This window comes from Geovibrio sp. ADMFC3 (genome assembly GCF_054687035.1).
In genome coordinates this window covers 739,827-761,080 of record NZ_BAAFZG010000002.1, presented here as the reverse complement: position 1 = coordinate 761,080, position 21,254 = coordinate 739,827, and the positions used below count along the sequence as shown (strand labels likewise).

Genomic DNA, 21,254 nt, shown 5'->3' with positions numbered 1-21,254 from the left:
ACGTTGATCATGGTATATGCCACGGTCATGACATTTTCCGCCCTGTATGCTCCGCAGCCTCTCCAGCCGGTATTAATGAGCGAATTCGGAGTCAGTAAGGAGCAGGCGGCTCTTCTTACCACTGTAACCATGATTCCGCTGAGTATTGCTCCCATTGTCTATGGCTACATGCTGGAATCTTTTTCATCCAAAAAGCTTTTTTCAATCGGAGTCGGCGCCCTTGCGCTTCTTCAGCTTGCGTTCTTTCTTACGGAAAATTTCCAGCTTCTCATAGTGATACGCTTTTTTGTGGGCATGGCGATACCTGCGGTGCTTACATCAATTATGACATACATCTCCACTGTAACAAAACGGGAGACTGTTCAGCGGCAAATGGCTTTTTATATATCATCAACAATTCTCGGCGGTTTTGCAGGAAGATTTTTTTCAGGGCTGATAGCCTCTTATTTCGGCTGGCGCTGGACATTCCTTATTCTGGCGTGCAGTCTGGGACTGGCGGTTTTCCTCATTCGCAGCCTGCATGAAGCAGAGATCAAAATCTCAAGATTCTGCTTCCGTTCTGTACTTGATGTACTTAAAAAAAGACAGTTTGCAACAGTGTACCTGCTGATATTCGCCACATTTTCAACATTTGCCGCTATCCTGAACTTTATTCCCTTCAGGGTGAGGGAGATAAGTGCAGGCTCCTCATCTTTTACCATCGGTGTGATGTATATGGGCTACATCATGGGTATAGTCATGTCACTGAATGCCGTGAGGATAATCAAGGTTTTCAAAGGGGAGATGAACACTGTATTTTCTGCTCTTGCTTTTTACGCCTGTACTCTTTTTCTTTTTACTTATCCGAGCCTGTATGTGATGTTTTTCGGAATGTTTTTGTTCTGCTGCGGCATGTTTCTGGCTCATTCAGTTGCTTCCGGCTATGTTAATAAGATTGCAGATGATAAAAAAGGCATAACAAACGGCTTATATGTGTCATTTTATTATCTCGGCGGAGCCTTTGGCTCTTTTATTCCGGGGTTTATCTACAGCAGTTTAGGCTGGAATTCATTCCTTGTTTTTATAGGTTCAATCCTGGTGACTGCGCTTATTATTGCATGGTTTATGCAGGATAGAAAAATTTATGCTTGACTTCTTATTACGGATACATATAATCGCAGATTATGGAAATGGAATTTAAAGGTTTCAACTTTACAGCTAGTTTTTGGTGGTGGACGCTTTCAGAATAGGAGGCTGTCCGCTTGAGATACTGTGATAATACAGAGCCGCGCGGCGCATGCCGAGCGGCTCTTTTTGGTTTAACCGAATTTAAGAGAGGGTCGTTGTTGTAAAACAACGACCCTCTCTTTTTTTATCTTCGGTTAGGAAAAAGAAAAAAATCAATTAATCAGGAGATATAAAATGATTTATCCGGAATTGAATGTGTTTAAAGACATCGCCGAAGGCAGAATTGACGATGTCAAATATGAAAGAGCAACTGTTTACAGAGAAATAGCAGGGGACACTCTTACCCCCATTGCTCTCCTGCGTAACTTCTCAAATGAGAAAAACGTGTTTCTTCTGGAAAGTGCGAATCTTGATAAGAGCTTTTCAAGGTTCTCATTTTTCGGACGCAAACCGAAAAGGGTAATTACATTTAAAAACGGCACGCTCACAGAAGAAAAGGGCGGAAAGAAGAACACATTCATGATGAACCCCATGGACTATCTGGGGCAGGAATTTTTCAAGAGTAAAGGCTACAACGACGGATGCTTCGGAGATTTTGCCGGAGGCTTTGTCGGTTATTTCGGGTATGAGTCTGCAAATTATATGGGGACACTCCGAGAGCTTCTGCCCGAACCTACGGATCAGAACCTTATAGGCTTTTTTGAGGTGGATGAGTTTTATGTTTTTGACAACCGCATGGCGAGAATCTACGCCGCATGCTCCGTCCTGCTGAAGGGCAATGCCGAAGAGGCTTACGAAAAGGCTGTAAAGCGCACGGAGGCTATGGCAGGGGAACTGCATGGACTTAACTTCGATTCACATGACTCTGAAATGGCTGACCCCTCCCTTGAGTTTGAGCAGGAGCAGTATATGGAGCTTGTGGAGAAGTTAAGGGGAGAGATAATCGAGGGTGAGGCAATTCAGGTTGTGCTTTCCAACAGGTTCGAGATAAAGGCAAAGGTGAATCCTGTGAGCTTCTACAGAGCGCTCCGCAATGTAAACCCTTCTCCTTATCTGTTTTATCTGAAATTCGGCAAGGATGTTCTCTGCGGTTCATCCCCTGAAATCCATCTGAAAGTCGTGGGGAATAAAGCTGTTCTCAAACCAATCGCCGGAACCTACCCCGTAGGTGCTGATATTGAAGGGATAAAGAAGGCTCTTCTTAATGACCCGAAGGAAATATCCGAGCATCTTATGCTTCTGGATCTCGCCAGAAACGACCTTTATGCCGGATGTGAGCCGGAGAGTGTTAAGGTTGATGAATCTTTTCAGGCGGAGGTTTACTCCCATGTTGTTCATATAGTTTCATCTGTTTCCGGTGAACTTAAAAAAGATTTTTCTCCTCTGAACGCATTCATGAAAACCTTTCCCGCCGGAACAGTCAGCGGCGCACCGAAGGTGAGGGCGATGGAGCTTATCAGCAAATATGAAACCACAGCCAGAGGATTTTATGCAGGATGTGTGGGCTATTTCGGCTACAGCGGCAACCTTGACACCTGCATCACAATAAGAAGTGCAATGATTAAACCTGATAAAATGATACTCCGTGCCGGAGCGGGCATTGTTTATGACAGCAAGCCGGCGAACGAGTTTAAGGAAGTGCATAATAAGCTCAATGCCCTGTTCGCAGCATGCGAAAGGCTGAAAAATCTGGAGGACAATAATGTTTTTGCTCGTTGATAACTATGACTCATTCACATACAACCTGTACGCTCTTTTTCATCTGAACGGGGCGGAGGTTGAACTTATAAAAAATAATGAAACTGTAAATGCAGATAAATACGAAGGGATAATCATTTCCCCCGGACCTTCCCATCCTTCCAATTCCGGTACAAGCCTGCACTACCTGAAAGAATACGCAGGCAGAAAACCCATATTTGGTGTGTGCCTCGGCATGCAGGCTATCGGCTACCATCTGGGTTATGAGGTTGGCAAAGCAAAGTCTGTTATGCACGGCAAGATAGACAGAGTTAAGGCTGAAAAAAGCGTGATATTTGAAGGAATAGACGAGTTTGAGGCTGTTCGCTATCACTCTCTGGCAGTCAAGGGGGCAGACAGCCTTGTTACAGCAAGAGCAGCCAGTGACGGCGAAGCTATGGCTATGGAAGATGTGGATAAAATGCTCTTCGGTGTGCAGTTTCACCCTGAATCTGTACGCAGTGAAGAGGGCGCAAAAATGGTTACTAATTTTATAAACTTCGCAAGGGGGATAAAATGACACTGGTACAGAAAACAGCATTGGGTCATGAACTTAGCTTTGAGGAAGCAAGCGAGCTGTTCGACTCCATAATGGCGGGAGAGCTTACCGAAGCGGAGATTGCAGCAGTTCTTGTTGCCATGCGCCTCAGAGGCGAAACGCCGGATGAAATAGCCGGAGCTGCAAACGCCATGAACAAGAAAAAGATACGTCTTGATAAAGGCGACAGGATAGTTATAGACACCTGCGGAACAGGCGGAGACGGCAAATCAACTGTGAATGTTTCCACTGCTGTTTCCCTCGTGCTGGCAGCTTCCGGTGTGAATATTGTCAAGCATGGCAATGTCGCCCAGAGCGGTAAGGTCGGTTCTGCGGATATTCTCCGTCAGCTTGGAGTGCCCATAGAGTTTGATGAAGGCATGGACAGAGCATATTTTGAAAAGCACGGCTATGTGTTTCTTTTTGCTCCCAAGTTTCATCCGGCTATGAAGTTTGCCGGACCGGTGAGAAAAGCGATCAAGGTTCCCACTGTTTTCAACTTTCTGGGACCCCTGTCAAACCCCTGTGACCCGGATTATCAGCTTATCGGAATCAGCAATATTGAAAAGCTGGAGAAACTTGCCAAGGCGATGGAAAAGCTAGGACGCACTGGAGTCATTCTCTATAGCTCCGAAGACGGATACGATGAGGTTTCAAGCAATGCTGTGACCACCTGTTATAAAATAACTGCGGACGGAACAGAAAGGTTCAGTATTAACCCCGCAGATTTCTTTGAGCCGTTTGAAATGCCTGTGGTGGCTGACAGTGAAGACGCACAGATACAGTTTATGAAAGCGATCTCCGGCATGGATAAACAGCTCACTGAACTGATAGCCATTAACACTGCATTAGCATATTATGTCAGCGGAATCTGCGTTGATATGAAAGAAGGTTTTGAAAAGGCGAAATCCGTGATAAAAAGCGGAAAAGTGGTTGAAAAACTGGAAAGCCTCAGGGGATAAAGCCGATGCTTGATGAAATTATTGCCAATAAACGTAAAGAAATAGAAACTCTGAAAACTTTTCCGGGCAGGCGGAATAAGCCTGTTCTGAACTTCAGGGAATCACTGAAAACAAAGCCGATCATAGCAGAAGTTAAGAAGGCTTCTCCCTCTCTGGGGGATATCAACACCGCAGCCGACCCAGTTGCGCAGGCAAAGACCTATGAGCGTCTGGGAGCCGGAGCGGTTAGTGTGCTTTGTGATGAAAAATATTTCAAGGGCAGTTTAAACGATCTCGCATCAGTTGCGCAGGAAGTGCATATCCCTGTTCTGTGCAAGGACTTTATCATTGATGAAAAGCAGATAACCAACGCATACACCGCCGGAGCAGACTGTGTTTTGCTCATGGCTTCGGTGCTGAATAAGGATGAGATGCTTTATCTCTCCAAAAAAGCACGGGTTCTGGGGCTTGAAGTGCTTTTTGAAGTACATTCCCTTGAAGAGATTGAGGCTGTGCTTGCCTGCGAACCGAAGCTTTTGGGTGTAAACAACCGTAACCTTAAAACTCTTGAAATCAATATGGGTTACGGAGCGCATATGCTGGATATTCTCAACGGTGATTATATGAAAGTTGCTGAAAGCGGCATGAAAAAGCCCATGGACGTGGCTATGATGCGTGGAGCCGGAGCGGATGCTTTTCTTATCGGTTCCGGTCTTATGTCGTCAGACAGATTGGATGAGCTTTTCAGCGAAATGATGGCGGCAGCATGTTCGTAAAGGTATGCGGATTAAAAACCTTTGAGCAGATTGACCACGCCGTCAGTCTCGGTTATGACGCCGTGGGCTTTGTGATGCACAAACCAAGTAAAAGATATGTGGACGCTGAAAGAGTGTTGGAGCTTATAAAGTACGCTGACAAAAGAATAAAAACGTTCGTTGTGGGTGTATCTTACGGTGAGGTGAAGGATGCGGCGCATCTGGCTGACTATGTTCAGGTGTCGGAACCGGTCGCTATTCCGAATCTCGCTTATGCTTCAGATAAGGATGAGCAGGACGTAAGCTGTGCTTTGTTTGTGTATGATGCAAGCCGTGGATCAGGAATATACAAAGGCTTTCCTGAATGGCTTGATACATATAGAGATAAGCTGCTTATCTCCGGCGGGCTGAATCCTGAAAATGTGGCGGAAACAGTGAAAAGCGTGCGTCCCTTTGGGGCGGATGTTTCCTCCGGTGTGGAAAAGAACGGCGTAAAAGACTATGAACTCATGAAAAAATTTATAGATGCAGTAAGAGGAGCGGACAGATGAAAGGATTTTTCGGTGATTTCGGGGGAACGTTCATTCCCGAAACCCTTGTTCCTGCGGTGGAACAGCTTGAGAGAGAGTTTAACAGGCTGAAAGATGATCCGGCATTCAAGGCGGATCTTTTAAAATACAGCTCAACGTATATAGGCAGACCTTTACCTGTGTATTACGCATCGAGGCTCTCGGCAGAATACGGCGTGGATATTTACCTTAAAAGGGAAGACCTTAACCATACCGGTTCCCACAAGATAAACAATACCATCGGTCAGGCTCTCCTCACCCGTTACATGGGTAAAAATAGGATAATAGCTGAGACCGGAGCAGGTCAGCACGGCGTTGCTACTGCCACAGTTGCCGCTCTCTTCGGGCTTGACTGCACTGTTTACATGGGTGCAGTGGATGCCGAAAGGCAGAAACCGAATGTGGACAGAATGAAACTTCTGGGAGCAAAGCTTGAGCTTGTGCATGACGGCTCAAAGACCCTTAAGGACGCTACAAACGCCGCAATGCGTGACTGGGTGAAGAATGTTGAGGATACTCACTACATAATAGGCTCTGTCATCGGACCGCACCCTTTTCCTGAGATGGTGGCACACTTCCAGAGTGTCATAGGAAAAGAGGCACGGCAGACCTTTGAGGAGATGGGCTTTCTGCCGGATGCTGTAGTCGCCTGCGTTGGCGGCGGAAGCAATGCAATCGGCATATTCAAGGGCTTTCTGGATACGGACTGTGCGCTTTACGGAATTGAAGCGGGCGGGTTTTCGGATAATGAAGGTGAACACGCCATGGCAATAGGCAAAGGAAGAGCAGGCATTCTTCATGGTTGTATAACTTATCTTATGCAGACTGAAGACGGACAGGTTGCCGATGTTCATTCCGTTGCAGCAGGGCTGGACTATCCCGGTATAGGCCCTGAACACTCATATCTGCACAGCACAGGCAGGGTGAAGTATGACAATGTACGTGATGCAGATGCTGTTTTTGCCTTCCGTGAGCTTGCACACAAAGAGGGCATAGTGCCTGCTGTTGAATCGAGCCATGCCATAGCCTATGTCCTGAAAAACAAGGATATATTTAAAGGTAAAAAAGTGCTTATAAATCTTTCCGGCAGGGGAGATAAGGATTCTGAGAGGGAGATATGAGAGGCATATACATAGTCGGCAATTACCCCGACAAAGACAGCTTTATCAAATGCTTTGATGCTGTAATAAGCGCAGGATACGAATTTGTGGAAATAGGCGTGCCTTTCAGCGAGCCTGTGGCGGACGGTCCTGTTATCGCATCCGCAGTGCAGGAGGCTCTAAGCACAGGAGTTAAGGCGGCAGATGTTCTCACCGGATTAAAAAAGCTGAATAAGAAGAATGCCAAACTGTACATAATGACATATGCAAATATTATATATAACTACGGAATAAAGAAGTTTTCGGACGACTTCAGTAATGTTCTTTCAGGACTCATTATTCCCGATGTGCCGAACCCGCTTCACTCATATTTCTATGACAGAGGTCTTGAAATACCGATCATACCTTTTGTCACCCCGGAATCAAGGGAAGAGGATATCAAAAAAGCAGCCGGCCTGAAGGGTGATTTTATCTACTTTATAGGTATCAGAGGAACAACAGGCGGAAGTGTTGAACTTTCTTCCCCGGAAATATCAGATAGAATTAAGCAGATAAAGGGGTTCACTGATAAAAAAATTGTTATGGGGTTCGGAATAAAAGATAAAACCGATGCAGACAAGGCTTTGAGCGTTGCTGACGGTTTTGTTGTGGGAACCGCAGCAGTTAAACATCAAAAAAATACTTCAAAATATACTGATTTTGTTAATTCTCTTATATAAAGTGTTAATATCTTTCTGCCGGAGAACATTTCCGGCAGAAATTCTTTGTTTTCCAAATATGACATTAGCTTGAAAATTATTCACTCGACCGTATAATTGTTTATAAGATTAAATCAATTTTAACTCAGGGAGAGATATTCATGTCACTGCTCAGTAATATCAGGATAAAAACAAAACTTCTTATAAGCTTCGGGATTCTTCTTATCCTACTGGCTGTAAGCGGTTTTGTGGGGCATAACAGCACAGCGAGTATTGATGAATTGCTGCAAAATGCGCTTTCAAAGCGGTTGCCCGCAGTTCAGCTGCTTCTTGAAGCGGACAGGGATCTTCACCAGCTCCTGATCGCAGAGAGAACTATGATTTTCTCCAATACAGAGAGTGATAACTTCCAGCAGCTTCTCAAGGACTATAACGATAACTTTAAACAGTCAAAAGACAGAATGAATAAATATAAGGAAACTGCAGATACTCCGGAGGAGCAGGCTCTTATTGCCGAGTATGAAAAGTATCGGGCAGAATGGGAAACCTTGTCTGCGGAGGTGGTCAAGGCACGCACAGATGACACCGCAGAAGGAAGAGGCAGAGCCCTTGTAATAACCTTGAATGATGCTTCCAAAGCTTTTCAGGCAATGAGAGACCAAATTGATGCACTCACAGAAGTTAATAATAACTTTATTGCGGATCTTGGTGTTCAGGCACATGCCGTGGAAAAGAAGGCATCATACGGACTGATATTCTTTACTGTTTTTGGGATTCTGTTTGGAATGACAGTGGCTTTTGTGATTTCAAAAACCCTGTTGAACGGAATCAAAAGTGCAAACAGTGTCCTCAAGCAGATTTCCGAGGGTGAGGGCGACCTCACTGTTTCTCTTCCTGTCAAAGGAAAAGACGAAGTCGGCGAGATGGCGGAACATTTTAACCAGTTTGTAAAAAAACTTAGCGAAATAATCAACACTGTTAAGGACTCTGCCCGTCAGGTTGCAGCAGGAAGCACACAGCTTTCTGCTACTTCGGAGCAGCTTGCGGTGAGCTTTGGTGATCAATCATCACAGATAGTCGCCACGGCGTCTGCAACAGAAGAAATAAGTGTTTCTTCCGAAGAGGTTCTGCGTTCTCTGGATGAGATGAAAAGCAGAACAGAAACGGCGGATAAGGATATTGCGGCAGGAAGAAGCAAGCTCCTTTCAGCAGTTAATGAAATCCTTGATATAAAAAACAATGTGGATGAACTGGGATCAACCGTTGATAATCTTTCGCAGTCTTCACGTAAAATAGGTAATATTCTTAATGTTATTAACGATATTGCGGATCAGACAAACCTTCTGGCGCTTAATGCCGCAATAGAGGCCGCAAGGGCAGGGGAACACGGCAGAGGCTTTGCCGTGGTGGCTGATGAAGTCCGCAAACTTGCTGAAAGGTCTCAGAGCGCTATTAAAGAGATTGACAGTATAATAACCGCTCTCCAGAAAGAGGCTGATCTTGCTTCCGAAGGAATGTTCAAAGCCAAAGATAAGGTTGAGGGCGGAGTTGAGCGTATAGAAGAGACACAGAGCTTCTTTGACAAAATAGTCGAGTCTGTAAAACAGATAGATACTGCAAGCGGCATAATCTCCTCCAGTGTTGAGGAGCAGGTCACAGCTATACAGAATATTAACCAGAATACACAGGTTATTTCCGGCAACATTGAAAGAAGCTCGTATTCAATAGGGGAGATTGCCTCAACAGTTTCCGAACTTAGCAATCAGGCGGAAAGCCTTGAAAACCTTGTGGGCAGATTCAGAACATAAATATCTTGCAGGGTCGGGTTCTTTTATAAAGAATCTGCCCCTGCTTAAAATATCCTCTCCACAAAAACAATATATTTATTATAATAGTTCCGATGGACAAATATCCCCTGAATGAAATTCCTGAAAATCCCGGTGTCTACCTTTTCTTAGGCAAAAAAGGCGAGATCCTTTACGTGGGCAAGGCGAAAAATCTTCGCTCCCGTGTTTCCTCATATTTTGTTGATACTGATAAACCTTTGAAAGTTCTCCGCATGGTTCAGGCGGCAGTCTCACTGCGCTTTGTTGTGACCGATAATGAGGCGGAAGCCCTTCTTCTTGAAGCTAACTTTATCAAAACAGAGCAGCCCCGTTATAATATCCGCCTTAAGGATTCAAAGAGCTATCCATATATAAAAATAACAGGTGAAAGGTTTCCCAAGCTTGCCGTGACCAGAAATACATCGGATGAAAATGCTTCATACTTCGGACCTTTTGTGAATGCAAGTGAACTGAGGGGTATTTTGTCAGAAATTCTGCGGGTTTTCCCCCTACGCTCCTGCAACGACCGCAAGTTTTCAGAAAAGAAGCACTGCCTCAAATTTCAGATCAAAAAATGTCTGGGACCCTGTGAAGGTACTATCACAGAAGAAGAATACATGAAGATGGTTGATCAGATACGCTCATTCTTCAAGGGTGATACTGACGGAGTAAAGGAGCGTCTGAAAAGTGATATGTCGGTTTATTCGGAGCGTATGGAGTATGAAAAAGCAGCATTTATAAGGGACAGGCTGCGTTCAATGGAAAAACTTTTCTACCGCCAGACAGTGGTTTTCACTGATGAACAGCGTGCAGTGGATGTGTTTATTCCACATACTTTCGAGAATCTGCCCGGAATTACCATGCAGTTTATCCGCAACGGAAAGCTTATCGGCAGTGAGACGGTTTTCTTTGAGGATGAGGATACAGAAAATGTTCTGGAGTCCTATATCATGCAGTTTTACGGTCAGGTACGCCAGTTTCCTGATGTGATTGTTCCGTTCGGGCTGGATGATAATTCACGTCTGGCTGAAGCTCTCAGCAAGATGGCAGGAAAGAAGAAAACTGTCATCACCAGAGGTTTTAAAAAGCTTCAGGAAACTGCTTTGGAGAATGCCCGCATACAGACCGAAACATACATCCGCCAGCTTGGCAGGAGAAAGGACGTTAACGAAAGGCTTAAAAATCTCCTCAAAACTGACAGAGATATACGCCGTATAGAGTGTGTGGATATATCGCATCTGGGCGGTAATCATACCGTTGGTGTCGCCGTGACGAGCATAGACGGAAGCTTCGCCAAGGGCGAATACAGAAAATATAAGATAAAATCCGCTGAAAATGATGATTTTACGTCAATTTATGAGCTTTTCAGCAGAAAAATGGAAAATATTGCAGAAGGAACCGAGAAATCAGCAGATCTTTATATCATCGATGGTGGCATAGGGCAGCTTAATTCAGCGGTGCGGGCTGCGGAAGAGGCTGGTTCCGACTCTCTCTTCATTTCGATATCCAAAGGACGAAGTATAAAGTTTATGAAGCATGACGGAGCGGATTCCATTGAATCCATCCATTTATACGGGCGCAAAAATCCTGTTAATCTTAAGAAAAACGATCCGCTGCTTATGTTTGTCCAGAAGATGAGGGATGAGGCACACAGGTTTGCCATCACGTATTCCCGCAGTCTTGCACTGAAAAATCTCACAAAATCACCGATGCTTGCCATTGAGGGGCTTGGCGAAAAGCGTCTGCGAAAACTTCTTGAGGCAATACCGGATATTCATGCCCGAAAAGGGATAACAGCAGAAGACATAAACGCTGAGACAGGAATACCCATCGAAATATGCCGCCGTGTTGCGGATTACATGCAGAGTTTATAAATTCTGATTGATTAGCGAAGGGTGGTTTATCCACCCGTGAGCGTGTATTCAAAATTTCCAAGGAATAGCAGGTGTTTGAAGTTCGGGGTCATACAGCTCCAAGGATGGAGTTGCGCCGTGCGTAGCGAAACCGCATTTATGCGGTGCGAGCGTGTATTCAAAATTTCCAAGGAATAGCAGGTCTTTGAAGTTCGGAGTTATACAACTCCAAGGATGGAGTTGCGCCGTGCGTAGCGAAACCGCATTTATGCGGTGTGAGCGTGTATTCAAAATTTCCAGGGAATAGCAGCTATTTGAAGTTTGGGATTATACAACTCCAGGGATGGAGTTGCGCCGTGCGTAGCGAAGGGTGGTTTATCCACCCGTGAGCGTGTATTCAAAATTTCCAGGGATGGAAAATTTTGAATTATCATATAAGAGGGGAGGCGACCCCTTTCAGAGCCGCCTTAACCCTCAAGCTGGAAGGAACTTAGCCTGAATCGCCCAATTCAGACTTCGCCGTGGACCGGCAGACTTTTCGTCAGTGAAGGGGGACTTCCCGAAAAAGTTATCTGTCAGCCCAGTTTTATTATGAGGTCGCCCGCCTCAATTTTATCCCCTTGATTCAGGAGGACTTCTGCAACTTCACCGCCTGCGGCGGATGTGATCTTAGTTTCTATCTTCATGGCTTCGGTGATTACAAGCAGATCGCCTTTCTGCACCTTATCGCCTTTTTTCACATTAACTTTGGTGATTGTTCCGGGCATTGTTGCGCATATCTCCTGCGGATTTCCCAGCTCACCTTTAATATTTGACTTTATGATGTCTGTCAATGTGTTATCTTTTATTTTAACTGTACGTGGGGTTCCGTTTAACTCAAAGTAAACCTTGCGGTATCCCTTCTCATCGGGCATACTCTCACCTAGGTACTTGATTATCAGTGTCTTACCCTGTTCAATCTTAACCTCAATCTCCTCTTCTTTATGAAGGGGGTAGAAGAAAGATTTCGTGTCAAACACTGAAGGATCACCGTATTCTGCTGTAAACTTTACAAAATCCTTAAACACTGCCGGATAAAGAGCGTATGCTAGAATTTCTTCATTGTTAAAGTCACGCCCGAATATTTTTTTCAACTCTGCATGCGCCGCTTCAAAATCAAAGGGCGGCAGTGCATCGCCGGGGCGTTCTGTTATTGGTTTCTCATCTTTGAGGACTGCTTTTTGAAGCCTGTAAGGGAATCCGCCGTATGGCTGTCCCAGCATTCCTTTGAAAAATGACACAACTGAATCCGGATAGGAGAGTGTATCACTCTTATCGTATATATCGTCAACTGAAAGATTGTTTCTAACGAGAAATAGTGCAAAATCACCCACAACTTTAGATGAAGGCGTAACTTTTATTATGTCGCCAAGTTCCGCATTTACCTGAGCGTACATATTCCGCACCTCTTCCCATCTGTCTATGAGACCCATAGCCTCCACCTGAACTATCAGGTTGGAATACTGACCGCCGGGGATTTCATGCTTATAAACCTCGGCAGTGGCTGATTTAAGCCCGCTTTCAAAAGGGAAATAGTAACGGCGTACACGCTCAAAATAGTCGGATACTTTCTGACTCCATTCGGTGTCAACGGATGAGGCTTTTTTTGCAAAAGCAGTTGCCGCAAGTATGGAATTAAGGTTCGGCTGGCTGGTGAGTCCGCTCATGGAGCTTATGGCGGCGTCAATTATATCCGCCCCGCCTTCTATAGCCATAAGAACAGACGCTTCGCCGTTACCGCTGGTGTCATGGGTGTGAAAGTGTACCGGAAGTCCGGTTTCTTCTTTGATAGCTTTAACAAGGATTTTTGCCGCATAAGGCTTAAGAAGCCCGGCCATATCTTTGATGCCGATGATGTCTGTTCCCGCTTCAGCGAGTTCCTTTGCGAGACCTGTGTAATATTTCAGAGAATATTTTGTGCGGGCAGGGTTCTCAATATCACCGGTATAACAGATCGCAGCTTCGGCTATGCGCCCGTTTTTCTTAACTTCTTCAATTGCGGGGATCATCTGGTCGGTCCAGTTGAAACAGTCAAAGATTCTGAAAACATCTATACCCGATTCCGAAGCCTGTTTTATGAATTCCTTTACCACATTGTCCGGATAGTTAGTATAGCCCACTGCGTTTGAGGCACGCAGAAGCATCTGAAAAAGAATGTTAGGTATCCTCTCACGGAGAAGACGCAGCCTGTCCCACGGGGATTCTTTGAGGAATCTGTAAGCAACGTCAAATGTTGCTCCGCCCCACATTTCAAGGGAGAAAAGCTGGCTCAAGTGTTTGGCGTAAACGTCTGAAATTTTCAGCATATCCTGCGTGCGCACTCTTGTGGCAAGAAGCGACTGGTGAGCATCACGCAGCGTTGTATCGGTGAAGAGGATTTCCTTTGATTTGCGGATGTGGTCAATCACACCCTGAACACCGCCACGCATGAGAATGTCTTTTGTGCCGGATGGTATTTTTTCTCCGAAGAGTGTTACCGGGGCATCTGTTTTAGGAAGAATACGCTCCGGAGTTAGTTTAACGCCGGATGGGTTGTTTACCACATTGTTCGCAAGAAACATCAGCGCTTTGCTTGCTCTGTCCTTGGGTGTGGGAAACTGAAAAAGCTCCGGCGTATTATCCACAAAGGTCGTACATATGTTGCCTTCTAGGAAATCTTTGTGGTTTATGACTTTTTCCAGAAAGGGGATATTCGTTTTAACCCCTCTGATTCTGAATTCGCTTAATGAACGGAGCATTTTGCTTGCGGCACGGTGAAACTGAAGAGAGTGCGTGGAGACCTTAACAAGCAAAGAGTCGTAATGAGGAGTGATCTTTGCGTTGGTAAAGCCGTTTCCGGCATCAAGCCGCACTCCGAATCCCGTGGCTATTCTATACGCTTCAATCTCTCCTGTATCAGGCATGAAATTATTGACCGGATCTTCCGTTGTGACACGGCACTGGATTGCATAACCTGACTTTGTGACGGTTTCCTGCGATTTTATGTCAATATTTTCGCTGGACATAAGTTCGCCGGCGCTGATGAAGATCTGGCTCTGAACTATATCTATGCCTGTTATAAGCTCTGTGACCGTATGCTCAACCTGAATACGGGGGTTAACTTCAAGAAAGTAGAAGTCATTGTTTTTGTCTACCAAAAATTCCACAGTAGCTGCGTTTTTCAGCTTGGAAGCCTTGCCTATGGCGATTGAAGCTTCGTACATTTTATCCAGTGTAGTCTGCGGAACATTAATTGAAGGGGCAATCTCTATGAGCTTCTGGTGTCTTCGCTGAACAGAACAGTCCCTCTCAAAGAGATGGATCACATTTCCGCCTTTGTCCCCGAGGAGCTGAACCTCTATATGTTTTGGTTTTTCGATGTATTTCTCTATTATTATGTCGCCGTTGCCGAAAGCCTTCAGAGCTTCGCTTTTGGCGGAGTCGAAGTTTTCTGCGAGCTCTTTTTCATCCCTTGCGACACGGATGCCTCTTCCTCCGCCGCCTGCTATAGCCTTGAGAAGTACAGGGTAGCCTATCTCCGCTGCGGATTTTTTGGCTGAGGCAAGGTCTTTCACAATTCCTTCAGAACCCTTAATAACCGGTACACCGCAGGATACGGCAAGATCTTTTGCACTTTTTTTATCGCCGAAAATTCTGATTGTTTCCGGTGAGGGACCAACAAATATGATTCCTTTTTCCTCACAGGCTGTTGCAAAGTCTGCATTTTCGGCGAGGAAGCCGTAACCGGGGTGAATTGCGTCTATATTCTCCCGCACTGCAAGTTCAACTATTTCGTCAATATTAAGGTAAGCAGCAACAGGATCAAGCCCTCGTCCTATATGGTAGGCTTCGTCTGCTTTATATCTGTGGAGTGAGTAACGGTCTTCGGTGGAATAAACCGCCACAGTGCGGATTCCAAGCTCTGTACAGGCACGGAATGTTCTGATGGCTATCTCGCCTCTGTTTGCGGACATAAGTTTCTTTATTCTCATAACTTATCCTCTGATGGCTGAAAGTATTCGATAATAAAATAATGTATTATTGAAGTCAAGCCCTAAAATATAAGGCTATACGGATGGTTTAGTTTTTTTATTGATATTTAAAGGGTGCGCAAATTAGTATAGATAATAAAAAATAGAATATGCGTTATCATTTCTTATTTTCTAAGGTGTGTGCTGAATATTAATAGGCTGTATCTATAATTAAACGATGGTATATTATATATAATGTGTAAATATCGGTTAATAAAAAGTAATAGTAATCGGATTTATATATTTGTGTCTTAAAAGTGATTTATTTTTTACTGTACAATCAATAAAACCTTTGACACTTATAAATGTCAGAATATGATACGGCTGATTCAGGCGGAGGTTTTTTATGAAAAAAGTAATAATGCTTTTTACTGCTCTTTGCATAAGCATGAGCGCTTTTGGCGCCACAATAGACGAAATCCTTGCATCTTTCAGCGGACTGCAAAGCTACAGAGCTGATTTCAGGCAGGTTACGGAGATAGAAAACTTCGGAAAAGACGAGTATGTGGGCAGAATATATGTGGTGAACAAATACCGTGCCCTTTGGGACTACAGTTACCCTTACAGGCAGTATTACCTTTTTACTTCAGACAGAGTTGACTATTACGACAGCGAGATACGACAGCTTGTCCGCCAGAAGAATGCAGAAGGAAACCAGAATGCCATTACGAGGCTGATGCTTGATATCGGAAACATACGCCAGAATTTTCATGTGACATTAAGCGGTGAAAACACCCTCAATCTTGTACCTCTCAGTGACATAGGCGTACGCTATATTAAAGTGGACACAGACGGAAGCCGTATTACCAAAGTTATGAGCGAAGATCCCACAGGCAACAGAACAGAGGTGACTTTCACCAATATTCATCTCAATATAGATATAGATAAAAAGATCTTTGAACCCACTGTCCCTGCCGGAACAGAAATTTTTGAATATAACTAACTCACAAAAGTGCGCATTAATAAAGTCAGAAAGGTACAGTCATGGATGTAAAGCGAATTCAGCCCGATGCAGGGCTTGCCGAAAGGCTTATGAATGATCTGGCTCTTCTTGCCGAACCGTCATTTAAGGAATATAGAACCACGGAATATATTGTTGCCTTCCTTAAAAAGACAGGCATAAACCCTTCCCACATCTTTGAAACAGGCTGTTACGGCACACTGGACTTCGGTGCGGAAAAAACAGTGGCTTTCAGGTCGGATATAGACGCTCTGCCGGCAAACCCTGATAAAACAGAATATAAACACCTCTGCGGACACCATCATAATATGACAGCGCTTCTCCTCCTTCTTGAGGCTGTGCAGAGAAGCGAAGTCAAACCCAAGGTTAATATCCGCTACATATTTCAGCCCGCAGAAGAGATAGTTAGCGGTGCTAAGTTTATGATAGAAAAGGGCTGTCTTGACGGTGTGGATTGTATATTCGCCGCCCACGCCGAAAACGAAATACCCATGGGCAAGTTAGGTGTCAAATCCGGTCCATGTATGGCTGGTTCTCATCATATTGCCCTGACATTTACAGGGAAGGCGACTCACGCAGCAATGCCCCACCTTGGCAATGATGTTATCACAGCCGCCGCAGACTACATAACAAAAGCACAGATGATCGTCTCCCGTCTTAAAGATCCCATTCTTCCGGGGCTTATATCCTTCGGCAGCATACACGGCGGAAGTGCGGACAATATTATTCCAGATAAAATTGAGCTGAAAGGCACTTTTCGCTATTTTCACTCAGAAGTGAAGGATACAATTGAGAAAGGAATGGAGTCTCTTGCATCAGGCATTGAAGAGCTTTACGGGGTAAAGATTGAAATAGATATCAAGGACGGCACTCACCCTGTTATAAATGATCCTGCTCTTGCTGCATTTATATGCGATATTGCTGATGAAAACAGTCTGCCCCGTGTTCCTTTTGATAAAGCATCTCTGGGCGGGGAGGATTTCTCCGAATATGTGAGGCTTGTTAAAGGCGTTTTTGTATGGACAGGAGCAAATGAGCATGGAAACCATCCGCCGCTTCACAGCGGGGATTTTTACGTGCCTACTCCCACCGTGGTAGCTTCTGCTGATATGTGGATTAAGCTTGCTTACAGCATTGACAGGTATTTTGGTTAAAGGAACAGTATATTGAATTTTCGTCTGGCTTACACTTATCTTGCGCTGAAATCCATTAAAGGAATAAGCGATGAGACAGTTTCAAAAGCTCTGGGAAGGCTCGGCACACTGGACGGTGTGTTCGACCTCGGGCTGACGGAACTTGCTGAAGCCGGATTCAATCAGCGTCAGGCGCAGGCGGTTATAAGCCGGAATGTTGACAGAAAGTTTGTTGAAAACCAGATACGCCTTGCCGGAAAACATAATATAGACATAACCACGCTGGAGGAGGGCGGTTATCCTCCTATGCTGCGTGAAATATATGCCCCTCCTGCCGTTCTTTTCAGTAAAGGACGGCTTGAGCCTCTGCGTATGCCCTGTATCGCTGTAGTGGGGTCAAGAAACGCTTCAAGGTCTTCTATGGCTTATACTGAAAAACTCGCAGAAGATCTGGCTGAGGTCGGCTTTAATGTAGTAAGCGGTTTTGCAGCAGGTGTGGATATACATGCCCACAGGGGAGCGCTGAAAAAAGGTTATACCACGGCTGTTCTGGGCAACGGGCTGATGAGCCTTTACCCCGAAGCAAATGCACGTTACGCTGCCGGAGTCTGTGAATCCGGCTGTTTTTTGAGTGAATTTCCTTTGGACGAACCCCCTCATGCACGAAATTTTCCCATACGTAACAGAATAATAAGCGGTATTTCCCATGGTGTTGTAGTGATAGAGGCATCCACAAAGAGCGGCTCTCTCATAACAGCCAGATACGCCAACGAGCAGGGCAGAGAGGTTTTTGCGGTGCCCGCTTCCCCCGACTGCCGCAACCGTGCCACAAACGACCTCATCAGAAACGGAGCGAGGCTTATAGAAAGCTATTACGACGTTGTTGAGGAGTTCAGCCCCCTTCTGCCGAGGGGAAAATTCATTGACAAACAAGAAGAGTGTAATATAGTCTTTGACAGTCCTGAAAAGCACAAAATCTATAACCTCCTTGCAAAAGGTCCCTTGAACAGAGATGAACTTTGCATCACAGCGGCAATGAAAGTCGGCGATATGATGGTAATCCTCAGCGAATTGGAGCTTGAAGGGGTTATAGTTTGCGACATTGACGGCAAATATAGAATAAACGGAGGCGCAGGTGGAAAAGTTTGTGATTGCACTTAATCTGGTAATCGATTACATCGACTCCTCTGACAAAGTCAGCGAAAAGGATCTTGCCGACTATCTTCAGTCCACCGGCTTTGAGGACAACGAGATAAGACAGGTGCTTGCCGTTCTTGATATGAACAGTTTCGCCCCTTTTGCGGGTTACAGATACTTCTCCAGAAGAGAAAAAAATATTTTCACTGATGAAGCGATGAACTATCTCCAGAAGCTCCACATCACAGGAGTAATGGATATGGTTTCACTCGAAACGGTTATTGAATCCCTAATAGACACGGATAACTACCGTATAGGGGTTGAACAGGTGAAGAACCATGTTCTCTTTAACCTGATGGAGAAAAAATCCCTTTTTGCTGAAGGTGCTGGGGATTATGAGGAATATGATCACTAAACAGGTGCGGGTGTATGGCAAAAAACCTTGTTATTGTTGAGTCTCCGGCGAAAGCCAAAACCATAGAGAAATATCTGGGCAAAAGTTACAAAGTCCTCGCTAGCGTGGGGCATGTTAAAGATCTTCCCTCCAATAAGCTTGGAGTAGATATAGAAAACGGCTTTAATCCCGAATATATCACAATCAGAGGGAAGAAAAAGGTTCTGGATGACCTCAAGAAAGAGGCGCAGACAGCAGAAAAGATCTTTCTGGCTCCTGACCCCGACCGTGAGGGTGAGGCTATCGCATGGCATATCGCAGGCGAACTCGGCAAAAAAAATAATGACAAAATCAAACGTGTCTACTTTAACGAAATCACCAAAAAAGGTATACATGACGGAATTGAAAACCCCGTTGATATAAATATGGATATGGCAATGGCTCAGCAGTCCCGCCGTGTGCTGGACAGGCTTGTGGGCTATATGGTAAGTCCTCTCCTCTGGAAACCGCTTAAATTCGGTCTTTCCGCAGGAAGGGTTCAGTCCGTTGCACTCCGCCTCATATGCGAACGTGAGGAGGAGATTGAGAAGTTTAAGCCGGAGGAATACTGGACTATTGACGGTATGTTCCTTCTGGATAATGACGAAAATAGAAAGCTCAAAGCTCGTCTTGAGAAAAAAGACGGCAAAAAAATAAAAGTCGGCAAAAAGGAAGAGGCGGACAAGGTTCTTTCGGATCTTAAAAAAGCTTCCTTCTCCGTAACTGACGTTATCAGAAAGACAGTAATGCAGAAAGCGCCGCTGCCTTTCTCCACCTCAATGCTTCAGCAGGAAGCCAGCCGCAAGCTTGGCTACTCCGCAAAACGTACCATGATGACTGCCCAGAAGCTTTACGAAGGTATGGATCTGGGAAGTCAGGGACCTGCCGGTCTTATTACCTATATGCGTACTGACTCTGTGCGTATTTCTGATGAGGCGGCAAAGGAAGCGTCAGACTATATCAAAAAAGAGTTTGGCTCTGATTTTCTCGCCAAGAGTGCCAGAAAAGCCAAGGAATCCAAAGTCAAGGCGCAGGATGCTCACGAGGCTATCCGCCCGACATCCGTTGAGCGCACTCCCGAATCTGTGGAAAAGTTTCTTTCAGCAGAGCAGTACAAGCTGTATAAGCTTATCTGGGAACGCTTCGTAGCAAGCCAGATGGCTGATGCGGAATATGACCAGAGCACGATACTTATCACCGGAGGAGCCTACGAGTTTAAAGCGCAGGGTAAAATCCTGAAGTTCCCCGGTTTCAGACAGCTTTATATAGAAGGCGACGAGGAAGCCCAGAAGGATGCGGAGGCTATTCTTTTTGATATAAAAGAGAACACTCCCGCTGTTCCCGAAAGCTTCGACCCTAAGCAGAACTTCACTCAGCCTCCTGCAAGATACACAGAGGCAACTCTTGTTAAAACACTTGAGCAGGAAGGCATAGGGCGTCCCAGTACATACGCTTCCATCATATCGACTATTCAGGAAAGGGAATATGTTGAAACAGTGGAGAAGAAACTCCGCCCCACGGAGCTTGGGCGTATTGTCAGCAGGCTTCTGGTAAGCAATTTCCCCAGTATTTTCGAGATAAAATTCACCGCAGGGCTTGAGAATGACCTTGATAAGGTTGCTGAAGGTGCTGTGAAATGGGATGAAGTGCTTGATGAGTTCTTCAAAAGCTTCAAACCCGTTCTTGATGTTGCGGAAAAACAGTTTAGCGTTAATCTCACCCTTGATTCCGAATGCCCGAAATGCGGCGGCGGACTCATCATAAAATACGGACGCAACGGCTCATTCGCCGCCTGCTCCAAATATCCCGAATGTGACTTCTCCTCCGATTACGAAAGGCAGGAGGACGGAACAATAAAGCTCATTGAAAAGCCCAAAAACGAATCCACAGGCATTGAGTGCGATAAATGCGGAAGCGAGATGGTTATTAAAAAATCACGCTTCGGTGAAATGCTCGCCTGCTCCGCTTATCCCGAATGCAAGAACATCAAGCAGTATGTGCGTGATGCGGAAGGCAAGGTTAAGCTTGTGGAGGAGATGACGGCGGAAATTGAAACTCCCTGCCCGAAATGCAGCGGCAAGCTTGCCGTTAAAAAAGGCAGAAGGGGCAATTTCATTGCATGCAGCAACTATCCGGAATGCAGCTTTACGGCAAATATCATTACGGATGCGAAAGGCAACATAGCTCCCGAAATTCTCAAGGTTGACGAAAATGTCAAATGCGAGAAATGCGGCAGCCCTATGGCACTTAAAAAAGGTCCGAGGGGACGCTTTTTCGCCTGCACAGCATACCCGAAATGCAAAAACGCCAAACCTATTCAGACTCTGGAAGACGGCACCATAACTGTTAAGGAATAG

16 protein-coding genes are annotated in these 21,254 nt (G+C 45.2%); 15 read left to right on the top strand and 1 reads right to left on the bottom strand.

Going from position 1 to position 21,254, the window contains the following annotated elements:
• The first annotated feature begins 9 nt into the window (after positions 1-9).
• The 10 genes from ACYRYY_RS03910 to uvrC all read left to right on the top strand — a co-directional run bounded on the left by ACYRYY_RS03910 (position 10) and on the right by uvrC (position 11,205).
• A complete protein-coding gene (locus ACYRYY_RS03910; protein ID WP_460216453.1) occupies positions 10-1,131 on the top strand; it encodes an MFS transporter in 1,122 nt (373 codons plus the stop codon).
• A gap of 270 nt (positions 1,132-1,401) precedes the next feature.
• Complete coding sequence (locus ACYRYY_RS03905; protein WP_460214206.1) at positions 1,402-2,886, top strand: anthranilate synthase component I family protein; 1,485 nt, start codon at positions 1,402-1,404, stop codon at positions 2,884-2,886.
• Positions 2,870-3,424, top strand: a complete 555-nt coding sequence (locus ACYRYY_RS03900; RefSeq protein ID WP_460214205.1) for an anthranilate synthase component II — start codon at positions 2,870-2,872, stop codon at positions 3,422-3,424. The genes ACYRYY_RS03905 and ACYRYY_RS03900 overlap by 17 nt, the downstream gene beginning before the upstream one ends.
• Positions 3,421-4,404 carry an anthranilate phosphoribosyltransferase gene (gene trpD, locus ACYRYY_RS03895; RefSeq protein WP_460214204.1) on the top strand — a complete coding sequence of 328 codons (984 nt, stop codon included), beginning with the start codon at positions 3,421-3,423 and terminating at the stop codon, positions 4,402-4,404. The genes ACYRYY_RS03900 and trpD overlap by 4 nt, the downstream gene beginning before the upstream one ends.
• A 5-nt stretch (positions 4,405-4,409) precedes the next feature.
• Positions 4,410-5,159 (top strand): indole-3-glycerol phosphate synthase TrpC, encoded by a 750-nt coding sequence (locus ACYRYY_RS03890; RefSeq protein WP_460214203.1) that lies wholly within the window; start codon positions 4,410-4,412, stop codon positions 5,157-5,159.
• Complete coding sequence (locus ACYRYY_RS03885) at positions 5,150-5,689, top strand: phosphoribosylanthranilate isomerase (protein WP_460214202.1); 540 nt, start codon at positions 5,150-5,152, stop codon at positions 5,687-5,689. Before ACYRYY_RS03890 ends, ACYRYY_RS03885 begins: the two co-directional genes overlap by 10 nt.
• Positions 5,686-6,828, top strand: a complete 1,143-nt coding sequence (gene trpB / locus ACYRYY_RS03880; RefSeq protein WP_460214200.1) for a tryptophan synthase subunit beta — start codon at positions 5,686-5,688, stop codon at positions 6,826-6,828. The genes ACYRYY_RS03885 and trpB overlap by 4 nt, the downstream gene beginning before the upstream one ends.
• Entirely contained in the window at positions 6,825-7,526 is a 702-nt protein-coding gene (gene trpA / locus ACYRYY_RS03875) for a tryptophan synthase subunit alpha (protein ID WP_460214199.1), read from the top strand. Before trpB ends, trpA begins: the two co-directional genes overlap by 4 nt.
• Before the next feature lie 140 nt (positions 7,527-7,666).
• Positions 7,667-9,313 carry a methyl-accepting chemotaxis protein gene (locus ACYRYY_RS03870; RefSeq protein ID WP_460214198.1) on the top strand — a complete coding sequence of 549 codons (1,647 nt, stop codon included), beginning with the start codon at positions 7,667-7,669 and terminating at the stop codon, positions 9,311-9,313.
• Positions 9,314-9,405: 92 nt separating this feature from the next.
• Positions 9,406-11,205: an excinuclease ABC subunit UvrC gene (uvrC, locus tag ACYRYY_RS03865; RefSeq protein ID WP_460214197.1), complete on the top strand. Its 1,800-nt coding sequence runs from the start codon at positions 9,406-9,408 to the stop codon at positions 11,203-11,205.
• 554 nt (positions 11,206-11,759) lie between these two features.
• On the opposite strand, the gene ACYRYY_RS03860 is transcribed toward uvrC, so the two are convergent.
• Positions 11,760-15,194 carry a pyruvate carboxylase gene (locus ACYRYY_RS03860; protein WP_460214196.1) on the bottom strand — a complete coding sequence of 1,145 codons (3,435 nt, stop codon included), beginning with the start codon at positions 15,192-15,194 and terminating at the stop codon, positions 11,760-11,762.
• 385 nt (positions 15,195-15,579) lie between these two features.
• Here ACYRYY_RS03860 and ACYRYY_RS03855 point away from each other — a divergent pair, with 385 nt between their 5' ends.
• Genes ACYRYY_RS03855 through topA form a run of 5 tightly spaced genes read left to right on the top strand, consistent with a single transcriptional unit; the run spans position 15,580 to position 21,254 of the window.
• Positions 15,580-16,176, top strand: coding sequence for a LolA family protein (locus ACYRYY_RS03855; protein WP_460214195.1), 597 nt, complete (start codon positions 15,580-15,582; stop codon positions 16,174-16,176).
• 41 nt (positions 16,177-16,217) lie between these two features.
• A complete protein-coding gene (locus ACYRYY_RS03850) occupies positions 16,218-17,348 on the top strand; it encodes a M20 metallopeptidase family protein (protein ID WP_460214193.1) in 1,131 nt (376 codons plus the stop codon).
• A 12-nt stretch (positions 17,349-17,360) separates the two neighbouring features.
• On the top strand, positions 17,361-18,488 hold the full coding sequence (gene dprA, locus ACYRYY_RS03845) for a DNA-processing protein DprA (protein WP_460214191.1): 1,128 nt from the start codon (positions 17,361-17,363) through the stop codon (positions 18,486-18,488).
• Positions 18,463-18,879 carry a DUF494 family protein gene (locus ACYRYY_RS03840; RefSeq protein ID WP_460214189.1) on the top strand — a complete coding sequence of 139 codons (417 nt, stop codon included), beginning with the start codon at positions 18,463-18,465 and terminating at the stop codon, positions 18,877-18,879. The genes dprA and ACYRYY_RS03840 overlap by 26 nt, the downstream gene beginning before the upstream one ends.
• A 14-nt stretch (positions 18,880-18,893) precedes the next feature.
• The gene (gene topA / locus ACYRYY_RS03835; RefSeq protein WP_460214187.1) at positions 18,894-21,254 is read left to right on the top strand and encodes a type I DNA topoisomerase; all 2,361 of its coding nucleotides are present in this window, start codon (positions 18,894-18,896) and stop codon (positions 21,252-21,254) included.

Coding starts and splice junctions, on each gene's coding strand:
- ACYRYY_RS03885 (WP_460214202.1), top strand. CDS start 5,150: ATGTTCGTAAAGGTATGCGGATTAAAAACCTTTGAGCAGATTGACCAC.
- ACYRYY_RS03870 (WP_460214198.1), top strand. CDS start 7,667: ATGTCACTGCTCAGTAATATCAGGATAAAAACAAAACTTCTTATAAGC.
- trpD (WP_460214204.1), top strand. CDS start 3,421: ATGACACTGGTACAGAAAACAGCATTGGGTCATGAACTTAGCTTTGAG.
- ACYRYY_RS03910 (WP_460216453.1), top strand. CDS start 10: ATGGTATATGCCACGGTCATGACATTTTCCGCCCTGTATGCTCCGCAG.
- ACYRYY_RS03905 (WP_460214206.1), top strand. CDS start 1,402: ATGATTTATCCGGAATTGAATGTGTTTAAAGACATCGCCGAAGGCAGA.
- topA (WP_460214187.1), top strand. CDS start 18,894: ATGGCAAAAAACCTTGTTATTGTTGAGTCTCCGGCGAAAGCCAAAACC.
- ACYRYY_RS03850 (WP_460214193.1), top strand. CDS start 16,218: ATGGATGTAAAGCGAATTCAGCCCGATGCAGGGCTTGCCGAAAGGCTT.
- trpB (WP_460214200.1), top strand. CDS start 5,686: ATGAAAGGATTTTTCGGTGATTTCGGGGGAACGTTCATTCCCGAAACC.
- ACYRYY_RS03890 (WP_460214203.1), top strand. CDS start 4,410: ATGCTTGATGAAATTATTGCCAATAAACGTAAAGAAATAGAAACTCTG.
- ACYRYY_RS03855 (WP_460214195.1), top strand. CDS start 15,580: ATGAAAAAAGTAATAATGCTTTTTACTGCTCTTTGCATAAGCATGAGC.
- ACYRYY_RS03860 (WP_460214196.1), bottom strand. CDS start 15,194: ATGAGAATAAAGAAACTTATGTCCGCAAACAGAGGCGAGATAGCCATC.
- trpA (WP_460214199.1), top strand. CDS start 6,825: ATGAGAGGCATATACATAGTCGGCAATTACCCCGACAAAGACAGCTTT.
- uvrC (WP_460214197.1), top strand. CDS start 9,406: ATGGACAAATATCCCCTGAATGAAATTCCTGAAAATCCCGGTGTCTAC.
- ACYRYY_RS03900 (WP_460214205.1), top strand. CDS start 2,870: ATGTTTTTGCTCGTTGATAACTATGACTCATTCACATACAACCTGTAC.